Source organism: Lederbergia sp. B243.17 (assembly GCF_057657925.1).
This window is the reverse complement of the sequence record NZ_JBWBKF010000014.1, coordinates 1-15,761: the sequence shown is the minus strand read 5'-3', so window position 1 is coordinate 15,761 and position 15,761 is coordinate 1. Positions and strand designations below refer to the sequence as shown.

Here is a 15,761-nt window from a genome sequence, read left to right as displayed (position 1 = left end):
CCTATATATTGTCCTTGATGCAGACAACCGTTTCTTCAGGATCGCTCATGTGAGGATTATGCCCTGCCGCCTTCATCATAACAAGCTTGCTGCCTTGAATATGTTCATGGACATATGCGCCCACTTCTGGCGGGGAAATTGCATCTTCACTCGGTTGAAGAATGACAGTAGGCACCGTCACGTTTTCGAGCTCGTTACGGACATCGGAAAGAAAGGTGACTTCAGCAAATTGCTTGGCGATAATCGGATCGTTGGAGCAGAGCTGCACGGTGAATTCCTCCGCCAGCTGGGGCCTGTCCTCATTTTTCATCACAACTGGTGCCAGATACTTCGCCCATTCCTTGTAATTTTTCTCCATCAAGAACAGCAGCTCATCGATATCTTCCTTATCAAAACCGCCTTCGTATCCCGGCTCATTGATATACCTTGGCGATGGGCCGATCATAAACAGCTTCTTGAACAGATCCGGTCTTTTGATTGACGCAAGCATACCGATCATGCTGCTGACGGAATGCCCGACGAAAATGATGTCTTTCAGGCGGAACGCGTCTACTATTTCGAGCACATCCTGCACATATCCGTTAAAATCGCCATACCGCTCCTTTGTATACGCTGATTTATCCGATTTTCCGGAACCGACATAATCGAAAAGAATGATTTGATAATCGTCAACGAACGCCGGAATTACTTGGTTCCACACTTGCTGGTCGCAGCCGAATCCATGGGCAAAAACAATTGGTGTTGATCCTTCCCCGATGATGCGTACATGATTCCTCTGCAGGATTTCATTTGTATCCAAGAAAAACAATCCTCCACTCTCTCGGCGAAATCGGCTTGCCGTCTTTTTCCGCCTATATTTAGCTTCAATTTATCATACTATCCAAGTGAATCCTATCGTTTATAGAAGAAAATTAATCTGCTCATCACATGATGCGGAAGTGATTTTCAGTTCAATAAAAAAAGCCGCCTGCAACAGCAAGCAGCCTTCCCTCAATAAATGATCTCTCCGACAACTTGGTGGTCTTCGTCGAGTATTTCAACCTTGCTCGGCTTATTGACCATTGCCATCCTCTCAGCGGCCTCAAGTGCACCTTCTTTTGAAGTATACGTTTCTTCCGGAGCGACATTTTCCAATTTGACGATCCAGCGTGAAGCGTCTTTGTCCGGGGCAACACTGTAACATTTCACTCGGCACTACTCCTCTCTGAAAGCATTTACGGCAATTGCACCGATAGTAACATTTTCCCCCGCTTTCCCCCTTCAAACGTTTTTTTACAAGATTAGGAAAGAAGCAGACGGGTACATTATGTAAAGAAAAGGACGCAGCTTTTCCGATGAATAAGCAGCGGTCCCCGAGCAAGAATAAGACGGGAAAAGGAGGCGATTCAAAATGGATATGGAGCGAGCGAAGGAAATCATCAATTCTCCGGTAATGATCAATGTCGAGTACCGGGGCATCCCGGTCTATCTGAAGGAAATTAGGCCAGAACAAGAGCGGGCGATCGTCTTTACCCTCGACAATATGGATAATGAACAGGCCGTCGACTTCCAAGGTTTGATTGAGACCGGTCCTCCTGGCCTTAAATCTGGTGTCAAAATCAGCGTACAGCGGGCGGAGGAAATTTCCGAATCCCCTGAGATGCACCACGTCACCTATAACGGAGACGCCGTCTACATCCAGGCCGTCGATGCGGGCAGCGAAACGGCAAGGGTCTACCCGCTGAACAATCCGCAGGATGAATTTGTTGTGCAGATTTCAGACCTGATTGAAAGATAAGAGTACCGATCACAAAGACAGGTTCCATTGAAAAACCTTAGTTTTACATGGATTATGCTTTCTATTAGAGAAAAAGAGGGGGTTGTCCAGAAAGTCAGTGAATACTACTGAGCTTTTCTGTGACAGCCCTTCTTCTGTGTATGAAAAACCCGGTGTGCGGTTCCGGTTGTTTTCCGTTCGGGGGCACGCTTTCCGCGGTTCAAAGCGAAAACCGAGAATGAGGAATCGCGCCATTCTCGGTTTTCAGTTCCAATATAAACTTTTCCAGTGGCCTCCAAAGACAGCTAGTTTGTAGGTTGGCGCTGAACCAAGAAGTAGAGGAACCAAACTGCATGGTTCTGTTCATCCTGTGCAATCCTTCGTAATAATTCCTTTGTATGCGGGTCCGGTGCCTGGTCTGACATCTCCAAATAAAAATCCACTGTGTTTTGCTCATCTTCCACGGCGAATCGTAAAGCCGGGCCATAATGACGAGGGCACGCTTCAGTAATGACAGGAGTCGGCTGTTGTCCCGTCAGCTGCGTATAGAGACGGGAAAACAACTCATAATGACGAATCTCATCCTGTCTTATTTCAAGAATCCTATTCCGTTCCTTTTCACGCGGAGCCATCGCTGCGATCGTTGCATAGCAATGAATGGCGCTATATTCTCCGTTGATCGCCTTTGCTACATTTTGTATGAATGCTTGATTTTGCCGGTCATTGTAGTAATCCACACGATAACCTCCTTTCGCCTATAGTATGCAAACCATGTTTCCCTGTGCCTATAAGAAATTGCCCAAAGGCATTTTCCAGCACCAATCCCCTTTCGCAAACGATTTTTTGACCACTAAGGCAGATAGCTGCTTATCCTTGCCGAAACCGGGTATAAAATTATAGTTGACACTCTTGTATATACAAGTTAAAATGAAACCGTAATCAAAACTTGTATATACAAGATTATTTTTTAAATGCTCCCTATCAAAGAGGAGCGCACGGCAATTCATTCTATTTTCTTAAGGGGGAAAAATGATGGGCAAGTATATCGAGCCTGCTCAGCAGCTGTTGGAGTACATCGGCGGAAAAGAAAACATATCCGTTGTTACCCACTGCGCAACAAGAATGAGGTTTGTCCTGGTCGATCCGGGAAAAGCCGATGTTAAAAAGATTGAATCTATCAAACTCGTGAAAGGGACCTTTACCCAGGCAGGGCAATTTCAGGTGATCATCGGCAATGAAGTTGCCAGCTTCTATCAGGAATTCACTGCTTTAGCGGGAGTGGGCGAAACATCCAAAGAAGACGCAAAAATCGCCGCTAAGCAAAACATGAATTGGCTGCAGCGGATGGTCTCCCATCTTGCGGATATTTTTACCCCGCTCATCCCGGCACTTGTTGTCGGTGGTCTGATTCTCGGTTTCCGGAACGTCATCGGCGATATTCAGCTGCTTGACGGCGGAACGAAAACAATCGTAGAAGTTTCCCAATTTTGGGCAGGTGTCCACTCCTTCCTCTGGCTGATTGGGGAAGCAGTGTTCCACTTCCTGCCTGTCGGAATCACTTGGTCGATCGCCAGGAAAATGGGCGCTTCGCCAATACTCGGAATTGTTCTTGGAATCACGCTCGTTTCGCCTCAGCTGCTGAATGCCTATGGCGTGGCCGGTGCGGAAGAAATTCCTACATGGGATTTTGGCTTTGCAAAAGTTGAAATGATCGGCTACCAAGCTCAAGTCATCCCGGCCATTTTGGCGGGACTGCTGCTTGCGTTCCTTGAGACGAGACTGCGCAAAATTATTCCGAACTCCATTTCAATGATTGTCGTTCCGTTCCTTGCGCTTATTCCGACTGTCTTGATTGCGCATACCGTACTCGGCCCTATCGGCTGGAAAATCGGGTCCGCCATCTCAAGCGTCGTCTATACGGGCTTGACGTCTTCACTCGGCTGGCTGTTTGCCGCCATCTTCGGCTTCGCCTATGCCCCGCTCGTCATTACAGGGCTGCATCATATGACGAATGCGATTGATCTGGAGCTGATGAATGTATTCAACGGTACGAATTTGTGGCCGATGATCGCTCTGTCAAATATTGCACAGGGATCTGCCGTTTTGGCGATGATCTATATCAACCGCAAAGACGAAGAAGAAAAGCAAGTATCAATTCCAGCGGCCATTTCCTGCTATCTCGGAGTCACCGAGCCAGCAATGTTTGGGATCAACCTGAAATACGGCTTCCCGTTCCTTGCTGCCATGATCGGTTCCATGGTCGCAGCCATCATCTCTGTCGGCAGTGATGTCATGGCGAACTCGATCGGTGTCGGCGGTCTGCCGGGTATCTTGTCCATCCAGCCGCAGCATATGCTCATGTTCACAGTTGCGATGGTTGTAGCCATTGTCATCCCATTCATCCTAACGATGGTTTTTGCAAAAACACGTATAAAGAATTTCGCTTTCAAACGATAATAAATGCGAGAGGGAGAGAATCATCTCCCTCTTTACCATTTCAGACAAAGGGATCTTCCCCTATTCCACAAAGAATACTTATCATAGATTAGGCAGGTGCTTTCATTGTCAGCAACATGGTGGAAAAATGCAGTCGTCTATCAAATTTATCCGAAAAGCTTTAATGACACGACCGGAAGCGGAACCGGTGACATTCGCGGGATCATCGAGAAACTCGATTATCTGAAAACACTCGGGGCCGACGTCCTCTGGCTCACTCCCATTTATCAGTCCCCGCAGCGGGACAATGGCTATGATATCAGCGATTATTACCAAATTGATGAGGCGTACGGTACGATGGCAGATTTTGAGGAACTGCTGGCCGAAGCTCATAAGCGGGATATGAAAATCATCATGGACATTGTCATCAACCACACATCAACCGAACACGAATGGTTCAAGCAATCACGCTCCTCAAAAGATAATCCATACCGCGATTTTTATATTTGGCAGGATGGCAAGAATGGCGGTCCGCCGACCAACTGGCAATCAAAATTCGGCGGATCCGCCTGGGAATACGACGAAGCGACCGGCCAGTACTATTTGCATCTTTTCGATGTCACCCAGGCAGATTTGAATTGGGAAAATCCCGCAGTCCGCAAGGCACTCTATGAAATGATGGATTTTTGGCTGCAAAAAGGGGTGGATGGGTTCCGCCTGGATGTCATCAATCTGATTTCAAAAAACAGGCAATTCCCGGAAGATGAGAGTGATGGCCGAAAGTTTTACACGGATGGACCGCGGATCCATGAATATCTGCATGAAATGAATGAGCAGGTCTTCTCCCGCTATCCGATCATGACCGTCGGCGAGATGTCCTCTACTTCCATTGAGAATTGCATTCTTTACACGAATCCTGAACGGGAAGAACTTGATATGGTGTTCAGCTTTCACCATCTAAAGGTTGATTACCCGAACGGAAAGAAATGGACGAAAGCAGCCTTTGATTTTATCAGCCTGAAAAGGATCCTGTCAGACTGGCAAACGGAAATGAACCGTGGCGGCGGCTGGAACGCCCTTTTCTGGAACAACCACGATCAGCCGCGGGCCGTCTCCCGCTTCGGCGATGACACCGTCTACTTGGAAGAATCGGCGAAAATGCTGGCAACTGTTATCCATCTGATGCAGGGCACTCCTTATGTGTACCAGGGTGAGGAATTCGGGATGACGAACCCCGGCTTCGGCTCGATCGATCAATTCCGCGACGTCGAATCATTGAATATGTTTCACAACTTCAAGCAAAAAGGGTATGCTGAAGAGGAAATCATCGCGATCCTCCAGCAGAAATCAAGAGACAATTCACGGACTCCCGTTCAATGGAATGCGAGTGACCATGCCGGCTTTACAACAGGGACGCCATGGATCGGCACAGCCGCCAATTACGATAAAATCAATGCAGAGAAGGCGATGCGGCGAGAGAACTCCATCTTTGCCCATTACCAGAAGCTGATCCGCCTCCGCAAAGAGCACGACATCATTGTTCACGGCGACTATGAGCTCCTGCTCGAAAAGGATAAAGATGTTTTCGTCTATGTACGCACATGGAAGAACGAGAAGCTGCTCGTCGTTAACCAGTTTTATGGCAGAGAAAAAACCGTCTCCCTCCCTCAGTTTGAAGGGTACGAGAGCCGCATCCTCCTGTCCAATTACCCGGATTCAGCCAAGCTCAATAAGGAACTCCGGCTGCGTCCATATGAATCGGTCGTCTATCATTTGTGCAAGCAAGACGGGATAACGAAATAAACGGAGCTGTACGGAATGACGAATAAGTATGTATTAATTTATCAAACGCTCGCGGAAGAGATTAAGAATGGCACAATGAAACCGAAGACCCTCCTTCCGTCCGAGCACGAACTGGCGGAACGGTTCGAAACATCACGCGAGACGATCCGCAAAGCGCTGAACATGCTCTCGCAAAACGGCTATATCCAAAAAATCCGCGGCAAGGGATCCCTTGTGATCGATTTATCCAAGTTCGACTTTCCTGTCTCGGGGCTGATTTCCTTTAAGGAACTGGCCAAAAAGATGGACAAGCCCCCGAAAACGTCTGTCGAGGAACTTTCACTGATCAAGGCCGACTCTGCCCTCAGGCAGCTGCTCCCGGCAACGAGCAAGGACTCCGTCTGGAAAGTAGTGCGAACGAGGAAAATCGGCGGCGAGTCCGTCATCCTCGACAAAGACTTCATCTTGAAGAAGTATGTGCCCAAACTGACCGAGGACATCTGCGCCGACTCGATCTATGAATATTTGGAAAAAGATTTGGGACTCGTCATCAGCTTTGCCAAAAAGGAAATCATCGTCGAGGAACCGACAGATGAGGACCGGGAGCTGCTCGACCTAGATGGATTTCATAATGTCGTTGTCATTAAAAGCCTTGTCTACCTGGAAGATGCAAGCCTCTTCCAATATACAGAATCAAGGCACAGGCCCGACAAATTCCGCTTTGTCGACTTTGCCCGGAGAAACCAAGCATGATGTTGCGGCACCCTCTTTTCGTAGAGGGTGCCTTTTATTATCTCAAAATCCGCTTTCTGGGGTATGATGGTGCTAATCAAAGTTGAAAGGGTTGACTATATGAATCTTATTCCGTTGAAACAGACAGAATTGATTGTGCCAAAAATCATCATGGGCTGCATGCGCCTGCCGGAACTGCAGCTTCCTGAAATAGAGAAACTGATCCGGACAGCAATGCAGGAAGGCATCCATTTCTTCGACCATGCCGACATCTACGGTGGAGGACGTTCTGAAGAGCTTTTTGCTGAAGCGATCGGGATGAATCCAGCACTTCGCGAGGAAATGATTATACAGAGCAAATGCGGCATCAACACGAAAGACGGCCTATATGACTTTTCAAAAGACTACATTCTCCGTGCCGTGGACGGCATTTTGCAGCGTCTCCGGACGGATTACCTGGACATCCTTCTTCTCCACCGCCCAGATCCGCTGATGGAGCCGGATGAAGTGGCAGAGGCTTTTGATCAGCTTGAGAGCTCCGGAAAAGTCCGCCACTTCGGCGTCTCGAATTTCAATCCCGGCCAGATGGAGTTGCTGCAGAAGAGCCTTTCCCAGCCGCTGATCATCAACCAGCTCCAGTTCAGTCTCGCCCATACACCGATTCTTGATTCGGGAATCGCTTTTAACATGAACGCCGACCAGTCTGTCAACCGCGATGCAAGCGTGCTTGAATACTGCCGCCTGCATGATGTGACCATTCAGGCATGGTCCCCGTACCAAGCTGGTTTCTTCGAGGGGCCGTTCCTCGGCAACTTGGAGCGTTTCCCAGAACTGAACGCGGCCGTCGACAACATCGCTGAAAAATACGGTGTAACGAACACGGCCATCGCGGCAGCTTGGATTCTCCGGCACCCGGCCAACATCCAAGTCGTCCTCGGCACGACGAACGCCCAGCGCCTGAAAGACGCCTGCGCCGGTGCCGACATCGAGCTGACACGCAAAGAATGGTACGACCTGTACAAAGCAGCCGGAAATATGATCCCTTGATTCCAAGTCGCAATCGGGAGGCAGAGGCAGCCGGGAAACCGGCCCCTGCCTCTTTTCTGTTTCATTGGTTGGGGTTGATGCCGGGAGATCTCGGACGGCGGTTTCTTTACGTGTCTATTGGAGGCTTTGACAACGGAAAAATTTATGCAGTGGTTTTTTCACGTGCCTATCGAGGGCTTTGACAACGGAAGTTTCGCGCAGGCGGTTTCTTCAAGTGTCTACCGAGGGCTTTGACACCGGAACATTCGCGCAGGCGGTTCCTTCACGTGCCTATCGGGCGCTTTGACACCGGTACATTCCTAGCAGCCGCTCCTTCACGTCTCAATGAAACATAAGCTTACTAGAAAAAGCTTAGCCCTACTTCCCTGGATTAAAAACAAACCTTCATTCCGAATCTCCCTCCCCCTCTCCAGGCAACAAACCGCACAGCCGAAAAAAATACAACATATTCCCCAAAAAAATGAATCTTTTTTGTTCACTGAACCGTAAAGATAAGTGTACTTCGGCTATGCTATAATCGAAGGAATACATTCACCAACATCGGAGGAAGATACATGAAGAAAATAGTCTCAGCCGTCATTACAGCTATGCTCCTGCTATCCCCTGTCGGTAATTTCGTTTTCAACGACCACGGCACAAAGGTCGAAGCGAGAGGATACAAGTCGGGAAAACGAAGCTTTAATATGAACAATACGAACCGGAACCAGCCATCCCAGTTCCAGCAGAAACAACAGCAAAAGCAAAATAATATTAACCAGAATAGAACGACAGCCAACACGAAACAAAAGGGCTTTACATCTGGCGGCTTCATGCGCGGACTGATGATCGGCGGACTTGCCGGCATGCTGTTCGGCGGATTATTCGGCAATATGGGCATGCTCGGATCGATTCTTGGCCTGATGATCAACGTAGCAGCGATCATCGTTCTGATTGCGGTCATCCGCAGGATTTTCACATTCTTTACGAAACAACGTAAGAAGGAAGATTCGAACCCATGGAGAAGCTGATTATTCCTGAACAGGACATTATCAATGCGCTTTGCGTTTATACGGCCCGCAAGAAACAGGTCAAGCCGGAAGAGGTCGAAATTGAGCTGATGTTTGATGACGATTACGGCTTCTCGGCGGAGTCCTATGTGGACGGCCGGCAGCAAGTGCTGATTGCCGGCAATATTTACGAAGCGCTTAGAATGTGGCTCGATGAGTTTTTAGGCAGAGATCCTTATGCAGGCATTGAACTGAAACTGGATGATGAAGAAGGAATCATCGCTCTGATCAACGAGTGAGATTGCCGACCCCCGGAATGCGGATTCACCGCTGCCGGGGGTTTTTCTATGCCGCCGTTTCCTTCCCCGCCAATCCTTACCATTAGAAATTCGTCCTCCATTCATGTAAAATAGGTGTTATGTTTAGTGTACCTAAATAAAAGGATATCGAAATAGTTGGAGGGATTTTATGGGTAAAACACTCGCAAAGGACTCTCCACAAAAACTGGAGAGCCAGGATCGAATTTGGACACGAGACTTTATTTTAATCGTCATGTCCAATTTTTTTGTTTTTCTCGGCTTTCAGATGACGTTGCCGACCATTCCTCTATTTGTCAAAGAGCTTGGCGGGAATGATCAGCTGATCGGAGTCGTTGTTGGGATTTTTACTTTCTCTGCCCTGCTGCTCAGGCCGTATGCCGGCCATGCGCTTGAAACAAAAGGCAGGCGCTTTGTTTATTTGACAGGGCTTGGCATCTTCGTTTTTTCCGTTGGTTCATTCGGCTTTGTCAAAAGTTTATTTTTCCTATTTCTCATGAGGATCATTCAGGGGCTTGGCTGGGGCTTTTCCACAACAGCATCCGGCACGATTGCGACTGATTTGATTCCGGCCAACAGGCGGGGCGAAGGAATGGGCTATTACGGGCTGTCCGGAAACTTGGCATTAGCCTTTGGGCCGACACTCGGGCTTGCACTTGCCGGAAAACTCTCATTCCATTATCTGTTCCTATTCAGTGCAGTGCTTGGCTTGATGGCGCTGCTCCTTTCATCAAGGATCCGCTATAAAAAAGTGGAGCCTGTCAGTGTGCCACTGAAAAAACTGGACTTGTATGAAAAAAATGCACTGCCGCCATCCATTCTATTGTTTTTTATTACGGTAACATTTGGAGGGATCGCTTCCTTCTTGCCGGTTTATTCCGCACAAAAAGGCGTGGAGGGCATTGAGTGGTATTTTCTTCTGTACGCGGCCGCGCTATTGCTCTCACGTACATTTGCCGGCAAACTTTATGACCGAAAAGGACATAAAGCGATCTTCCTTCCAGGCACATTGCTGATCATCACATCGATGATTCTGCTTTCCTGGCTGCCGAGCAGCACGGTTATGTATATTGCCGCCATTTTATACGGCTTCGGTTTCGGTTCCGTCCAGCCCGCATTGCAGGCATGGTCGGTGAAAGATGTCCAGCCGAACCGGCGCGGAATGGCGAATGCCACCTTCTTCTCCTTCTTCGATCTTGGAGTCGGGATCGGAGCGATGGTATTTGGGCAAATCGCCTTCCTTTTCGACTACAGCATGATTTACAAAGTTGCTGCTGTATCCGTCTTCGTATCCTGCACCATCTATTTGTTCATTTTGCGCAAAGAAAAAAGACAAGCTGCTTAATATACACAAACAGGTTGACCCTGGGCATACGGATGCTCAGGGTCTTTTCGGCATTTTTCAAATTACTGCTTCCTTCGGCTATGAAACTTTTTCTGCATGCGGAACGTAAAGGTGAGAAAGAAAGGGGAGCATATGATGAGTCTTTCGCTGAAAGAAAACTTTGGTGAACAGTTTCTTAAACAAGATTTTAAAACAATATATGCCTCAACGAGTGATGCTTTTCAAGAAATCGTCACCTATGAGCAATTTACCGAGCTAGGACTTTCCTTCAATCAAGGGGTAACCAAGTATACATGCATCTCCGAAAATACATTCCTCGGCTTATACCAATACATCTGGCTAGATCAGGAAGAGACGAAGGCAATTCAAGTCGCTTTTGATTCAGAAAATACGATACAAGGACTATATTTAAAACCATATGTTACCTATCCAAAAAGCAACAAGCAATGGACAAAAAATACATACAGCTTCCCTATTCAAGATGAATGGTACGTGTTTTGGGGAGGGAATAATGAATTTGTAAATTATCATTATCCTTATGAACAGCAACGATATGCATATGACTTAGTCAAACAAAACAACAACTGTACATATAAGGATATAGCACTGAAAAATGAAAGCTACTTTGCCTACGATTCTCCGATCGCCGCTCCAGCTGATGGAATCGTAATACAACTAGTAGACGGCATCGAGGATAACATCCCCGGGGAAATGAAGGAAGCACAGCCTGCAGGAAACTACTGTATTCTTGCTCATGCAAATAAAGAATTCAGTATGATTGCACACATGAAGAAAAACTCATTTAAAGTAAAAGAAGGAGAACGCGTCGAGGCAGGACAAATACTCGGACTTTGCGGAAATTCGGGAAACTCTTCCGAAGCCCATATCCACTTTCAAGTGATGGACCAAGCGGATTGGACAAAGGCTAATTCGCTTCGCATTCGTTTCCACGATGGATTGGAACCGATCCAAGGAGAGGCTGCGAGGCCTTCAACGCCAAACAAGCAGAAGAGAGATATGTTTGATAAGCTTGAAGACACTTTTACAGTCGGAGAATTGATGTTAGCGATACCGAAAGCCATCGGACACTTTTTCAAGTGATCCATTCATAGTAAAAAGGGCTGTCCCCAAGTCGGAAAGAAAAACGGGACAGCCCTTTTTGGCCATTGGCTGATGCGACAGCAACTATTTGGTTTTCATTGAAGCTCGGTCCGCTTTTTTGAAATCGCGGCTGTAATGCACTTGCTGGGCGGCTTTCAGGCCGTTGTTCTTGTCGGTGAATGTTTCATGCGGCATTTTATTCCGATCCATCAGCACAACCCCTTTCATCTTCGCGATAGTTTTATTTTCCCCGCTTCCTGTCCAGTCAAACCTTTGTTGCAAATGAGAACGCTTTCACAAAATATTTTGAATATTTCGGTGTTCAAAGCATATAATCCATGTTATAATGTGTAAATATTTATTATGTTCTGAGGAAGTGAAAAATTATGAGCCAGACGAAAGTAAAACCGAAAACCGTACATGTTGAGGACATTCTGATCGCTTACCAGCGACTGAAAGATGTAGTGGCTCATACACCGCTGCAGAAAAACGAACGACTTTCCGAGAAATACGGATGCCATATTTACGTAAAAAGAGAGGACCTGCAGCATGTACGCTCGTTCAAGCTGCGCGGAGCCTTTTACAAGATGAAGACGATTGAATCGGAAGCACGGGAATACGGTGTTGTCTGTGCGAGTGCCGGAAACCATGCGCAAGGCGTTGCTTTTGCATGCGCGCATATGGGGATCGACGGCAAGATCTTCATGCCGCAAACGACTCCAAAGCAGAAGATTGACCAAGTGCGGATGTTCGGCCGGGATTATGTGGAGATTGTCCTGACCGGCGATACATTCGATGACACGTCAGCGAGCGCACTTGCCTATTCTGAACGGGAAAAGCGGATTTTTATCCACCCGTTCGACGACCAGGATATTATAGCTGGACAAGGGACCGTTGCAGTTGAAATCATGAATGACATTCAAGAGCCGATTGACTTTGTTTTTGGCAGCATCGGCGGCGGAGGTCTGATGTCAGGGCTTAGTGCCTATATTAAAAACGTATCCCCGCTTACGAAGATGATCGGCGTTGAGCCGTCAGGGGCGGGCAGCATGAAAGCTTCCCTCCAAAATCAAGCCGTCACGCCTCTTGATGAAATCGACAAATTTGTTGATGGGGCGGCTGTCAAATGTGTCGGGCAGCATACTTTTGAGCTCTGCCGGAAATACTTGGATGACATCGTCCTTGTGCCTGAAGGAAAAGTATGCTCAACTATCCTGGAAATGTACAACCAGCACGCGATCATCGCCGAGCCCGCAGGAGCCTTGCCGGTTGCGGCACTTGACGAGTATAAGGACGAGATCAAAGGAAAAGCCGTTGTCTGTGTCATCTCGGGCGGCAACAATGATATCGGGCGGATGCAGGAAATAAAAGAAAAGGCTTTGATCCATGAAGGGCTGCTTTATTATTTTATTGTCAATTTCCCTCAGCGTGCAGGGGCGCTTAGAGAATTTCTCGACGGTGTGCTTGGACCGGATGATGATATCACAACGTTCGAATATACGAAGAAAAACAACAAGGAAAGCGGCCCGGGACTCGTCGGCATCGAGCTGAAAAACAAAGACGACTACCACGGCCTTATCGAACGGATGAACAAAAAAGGGTTTAGCTATACGGAAGTGAATAAAGACAGCACTCTCTTCCACCTTCTCATTTGAACCGATTGCATTCCGGACAGATTCTCGTTGAATCTGTCCGTTTTCATGCAAAGATTGACCCATCTTTCCGGGAAGAAGACCTATACTGCCATTCCCGATTTTGAATAGGATAGAATAGGAACGTTGAAACAAAGAGAGGAAGTTATCGACTGTGCAACATGACAGTATAAGCGAGAAGATCATAAAAACATACGAATACCTTCACGCCCATCCGGAGATCAGCTGGGAAGAGTGGGACACGACCAGGTATATCGCCCGGCTCCTGGAAGAGGCTGGCTGCCGTGTACACACTTTTACCGATTGTACAGGCGTAATTGCCGACTGGGGTCCGGAAAAGCCTAGAGTTGCCCTTCGTGCCGATATGGACGCACTTTGGCAGAATGTCGGGGGAACGATGCAGGCCAACCATTCTTGCGGCCACGATGCCCATATGGCAATGGTGCTGGGCGTTCTGTGGACGCTGATGGATTTAGCAGACAAAAAAATGGAGCTGTCCGTCCGGTTCATTTTTCAGCCTGCCGAAGAAGTAGGGGCCGGTGCTCTGAAGATGACGGAGCTTGGGGCACTTGACGGGATTGACTATTTATTCGGAATCCACCTCCGTCCTGGTGATGAGCTTACGGGCGGACTGGCTGCGCCTGCCATCATCCACGGTGCAACAGCATCAATCCAATGCGAAATCAAGGGCGATGATGCACACGGGGGCCGTCCTCATTTGACGAATAATGCGATCAATATCGGCACTCATATCGTTACCGCCATCAATACGATCCACCTTGATCCGTCTATCCCCCACTCGGTCAAGGTGACGAAATTCCTTGCCGGCGGGAAAAATATCAATATCATCCCTGGACAGGCAACGCTTGCATTTGACCTGCGTTCCCAGACGAATGAACATATGGTGCTGCTCAGGGATAAAGTTCACGAAACGCTTGAAGCGACTGAACAACTATTTCAATCCGAGATCATTATTACGGCTGATTACGGTATTGTTGCCGCCTCTGTCCATCCCGAGGCGGAAGCCATCTCCCGACTTGCCATTGAGCACGTTCTCGGTCCGGAAAAGACAGCCCCGGCCCTCGAGACACCCGGCGGGGATGATTTCCATTACTATACGGTAAAAAAGCCCGAATTGAAGGCAGCGATGGTCGGTCTTGGCTGCAACCTGTCACCGGGGCTGCATCATCCTAAAATGACATTCGACAAAAGTGCGCTCCCTGCTGGCGCAGCAATTCTGACTGAGATTGTCCGCATTACAAATAGTATTCAAACGAGCGCCTGACGAATTTTGTCAGCCGCTCGTTTTCCTTTATATTTATGATAGACTTGAAAAGAAATCCAGAAATTTTTGCACCGAAAGGACGATCCAACATGAGAACCGTGCATAGTGACATCCTCCAATTCAGGGGCTCTCATTACGATTTCGGCTTTTGGCAAGGCGAAAAGCTGAAAGATTCGGTTATAATCAAAAATCGTGAGCAGCAATGGAAGGTGAGAAAGCCGCGCTTCCATGTTAAAGCTGAGGAAGTAAAAAATGCGCTCGCCCCCTTTGCCCCTGCCATCTGGGATGAGTTGCTCGGCTTGCAAGAAGCGCTCGGATGGCCGTTGGAAAAGGTGCTCGCAGAATTTGGCGGCTATAGGCTGGATGGTGTTGTATGCGGATGTTCGATTTTGACAGGCGATAACTATCTCATCCGCAATTATGATTATCACCCAAAAACCTATGAAGGCCGGTATGTCTTCTACAAGCCGGACGATGGCGGATATGCATCCATCGGGCCAAGCCAGCGAGTGACCGGAAGAATGGATGGCATGAATGAAAAAGGGCTCGTGATGGGCTATAACTTCATGAACCGGAAAAGACCCGGGGACGGTTTCATTTGCTGCATGATCGGCAGGCTCATCCTTGAAGCATGCGCAACTGCCAAGGAAGCGGTCGAGATGCTCCGAACCATCCCCCACCGTCATTCCTTCAGCTATATTGTGCTCGATCCCCATGGGGAGACATATGTTGTGGAGACAACTCCGAGAGGCGTACACGTCCGGCAAGACCGCGCCTGCACGAATCATTTTGAAAAAATGAAGGACGAAAACCGACATCATATCGTTGATTCAGAACGCCGCCTCGAAATCCTGCGCGATCGGCAGGACAGCATAACGGAGGCCCGCCAAGCATTTCGTCTCCTGAACGATACGGATAAAGGGCTATTCTCCGATTTATACGGAAGCTGGGCAGGGACCATTCATACGTCCGCCTATTTTCCGCGTGAATTGAAGGCGTGGATGGCAATCGGCGGAAATAGAGAACCAGTCGAATTCAATTTCCGTGATTGGCTGGACGGACAAGATGTGCCTGACTTGCAGATCAAGGGTGACATTGCAACCGACATTCCTTTTGTTCATATGGATGAGGGTGCGGATTGGTCGAAAAGATAAAAAAAGAGAATCGGAAAAGCAGACTGTCTAAAGTGGTACCTATGTCAAGGACACAATAAAAAAAGAGATTAAGCAGTTTGAAGATGATTCCTATATTGAATAGGGGTCATCTTTTTTAAATTCCACTGATAACGATAATTATTATAATAGACCATATAATGGTTAATC

At 47.9% G+C, this 15,761-nt stretch carries 17 protein-coding genes and 1 pseudogene; 13 read left to right on the top strand and 5 right to left on the bottom strand.

Annotated elements, in window-relative coordinates; all coding sequences use genetic code 11:
* Window position 1 precedes the first annotated feature (1 nt).
* Window positions 2-799: an alpha/beta fold hydrolase gene (locus AC0TWI_RS00780; protein WP_488124430.1), complete on the bottom strand. Its 798-nt coding sequence runs from the start codon at window positions 797-799 to the stop codon at window positions 2-4.
* A 191-nt stretch (window positions 800-990) separates the two neighbouring features.
* The gene (locus AC0TWI_RS00775) at window positions 991-1,188 is read right to left on the bottom strand and encodes a DUF2188 domain-containing protein (RefSeq protein WP_488124429.1); all 198 of its coding nucleotides are present in this window, start codon (window positions 1,186-1,188) and stop codon (window positions 991-993) included.
* 202 nt (window positions 1,189-1,390) lie between these two features.
* Here AC0TWI_RS00775 and AC0TWI_RS00770 point away from each other — a divergent pair.
* Together AC0TWI_RS00770 and AC0TWI_RS00765 are read left to right on the top strand one after the other, a co-directional pair.
* Window positions 1,391-1,552, top strand: a pseudogene (locus AC0TWI_RS00770) (H-type small acid-soluble spore protein); the annotation flags it as partial.
* Between the two features lie 45 nt (window positions 1,553-1,597).
* On the top strand, window positions 1,598-1,777 hold the full coding sequence (locus AC0TWI_RS00765) for an H-type small acid-soluble spore protein (RefSeq protein WP_488124499.1): 180 nt from the start codon (window positions 1,598-1,600) through the stop codon (window positions 1,775-1,777).
* Window positions 1,778-2,061: 284 nt separating this feature from the next.
* Here AC0TWI_RS00765 and AC0TWI_RS00760 read toward each other — a convergent pair whose 3' ends face one another.
* Window positions 2,062-2,493: a ferritin-like domain-containing protein gene (locus AC0TWI_RS00760; RefSeq protein ID WP_488124428.1), complete on the bottom strand. Its 432-nt coding sequence runs from the start codon at window positions 2,491-2,493 to the stop codon at window positions 2,062-2,064.
* A 295-nt stretch (window positions 2,494-2,788) separates the two neighbouring features.
* On the opposite strand from AC0TWI_RS00760, the gene treP reads away from it, so the two are divergent.
* From treP to AC0TWI_RS00720, 8 genes are all read left to right on the top strand, one after another.
* The gene (gene treP / locus AC0TWI_RS00755) at window positions 2,789-4,213 is read left to right on the top strand and encodes a PTS system trehalose-specific EIIBC component (RefSeq protein ID WP_488124427.1); all 1,425 of its coding nucleotides are present in this window, start codon (window positions 2,789-2,791) and stop codon (window positions 4,211-4,213) included.
* 105 nt (window positions 4,214-4,318) lie between these two features.
* The gene (gene treC / locus AC0TWI_RS00750) at window positions 4,319-5,995 is read left to right on the top strand and encodes an alpha,alpha-phosphotrehalase (protein ID WP_488124426.1); all 1,677 of its coding nucleotides are present in this window, start codon (window positions 4,319-4,321) and stop codon (window positions 5,993-5,995) included.
* A gap of 15 nt (window positions 5,996-6,010) precedes the next feature.
* Entirely contained in the window at window positions 6,011-6,727 is a 717-nt protein-coding gene (gene treR / locus AC0TWI_RS00745; RefSeq protein ID WP_488124425.1) for a trehalose operon repressor, read from the top strand.
* A gap of 99 nt (window positions 6,728-6,826) precedes the next feature.
* Window positions 6,827-7,753 (top strand): aldo/keto reductase, encoded by a 927-nt coding sequence (locus AC0TWI_RS00740; RefSeq protein WP_488124498.1) that lies wholly within the window; start codon window positions 6,827-6,829, stop codon window positions 7,751-7,753.
* Between the two features lie 554 nt (window positions 7,754-8,307).
* On the top strand, window positions 8,308-8,760 hold the full coding sequence (locus AC0TWI_RS00735; protein WP_488124424.1) for a hypothetical protein: 453 nt from the start codon (window positions 8,308-8,310) through the stop codon (window positions 8,758-8,760).
* Window positions 8,748-9,038 (top strand): YxcD family protein, encoded by a 291-nt coding sequence (locus AC0TWI_RS00730; RefSeq protein ID WP_488124423.1) that lies wholly within the window; start codon window positions 8,748-8,750, stop codon window positions 9,036-9,038. The genes AC0TWI_RS00735 and AC0TWI_RS00730 overlap by 13 nt, the downstream gene beginning before the upstream one ends.
* A gap of 169 nt (window positions 9,039-9,207) precedes the next feature.
* Window positions 9,208-10,401: an MFS transporter gene (locus AC0TWI_RS00725; protein WP_488124422.1), complete on the top strand. Its 1,194-nt coding sequence runs from the start codon at window positions 9,208-9,210 to the stop codon at window positions 10,399-10,401.
* A gap of 135 nt (window positions 10,402-10,536) precedes the next feature.
* Window positions 10,537-11,502 carry a M23 family metallopeptidase gene (locus AC0TWI_RS00720; RefSeq protein ID WP_488124421.1) on the top strand — a complete coding sequence of 322 codons (966 nt, stop codon included), beginning with the start codon at window positions 10,537-10,539 and terminating at the stop codon, window positions 11,500-11,502.
* An 84-nt stretch (window positions 11,503-11,586) separates the two neighbouring features.
* Here the strand turns inward: AC0TWI_RS00720 and AC0TWI_RS00715 are convergent, their stop codons facing one another.
* Window positions 11,587-11,712 carry a YfhE family protein gene (locus AC0TWI_RS00715; RefSeq protein ID WP_488124420.1) on the bottom strand — a complete coding sequence of 42 codons (126 nt, stop codon included), beginning with the start codon at window positions 11,710-11,712 and terminating at the stop codon, window positions 11,587-11,589.
* A gap of 176 nt (window positions 11,713-11,888) precedes the next feature.
* On the opposite strand from AC0TWI_RS00715, the gene ilvA reads away from it, so the two are divergent.
* The 3 genes from ilvA (at window position 11,889) to AC0TWI_RS00700 (ending at window position 15,593) form a co-directional block, all read left to right on the top strand.
* Complete coding sequence (gene ilvA / locus AC0TWI_RS00710; RefSeq protein WP_488124419.1) at window positions 11,889-13,157, top strand: threonine ammonia-lyase IlvA; 1,269 nt, start codon at window positions 11,889-11,891, stop codon at window positions 13,155-13,157.
* A 151-nt stretch (window positions 13,158-13,308) separates the two neighbouring features.
* A complete protein-coding gene (locus AC0TWI_RS00705; RefSeq protein ID WP_488124418.1) occupies window positions 13,309-14,439 on the top strand; it encodes an amidohydrolase in 1,131 nt (376 codons plus the stop codon).
* 89 nt (window positions 14,440-14,528) lie between these two features.
* Window positions 14,529-15,593 carry a C45 family autoproteolytic acyltransferase/hydrolase gene (locus AC0TWI_RS00700; RefSeq protein WP_488124417.1) on the top strand — a complete coding sequence of 355 codons (1,065 nt, stop codon included), beginning with the start codon at window positions 14,529-14,531 and terminating at the stop codon, window positions 15,591-15,593.
* Between the two features lie 68 nt (window positions 15,594-15,661).
* Here AC0TWI_RS00700 and AC0TWI_RS00695 read toward each other — a convergent pair.
* Window positions 15,662-15,761 (bottom strand): IS3 family transposase (locus AC0TWI_RS00695; RefSeq protein ID WP_488124311.1); only part of this gene is annotated, 100 nt, incomplete at its 5' end.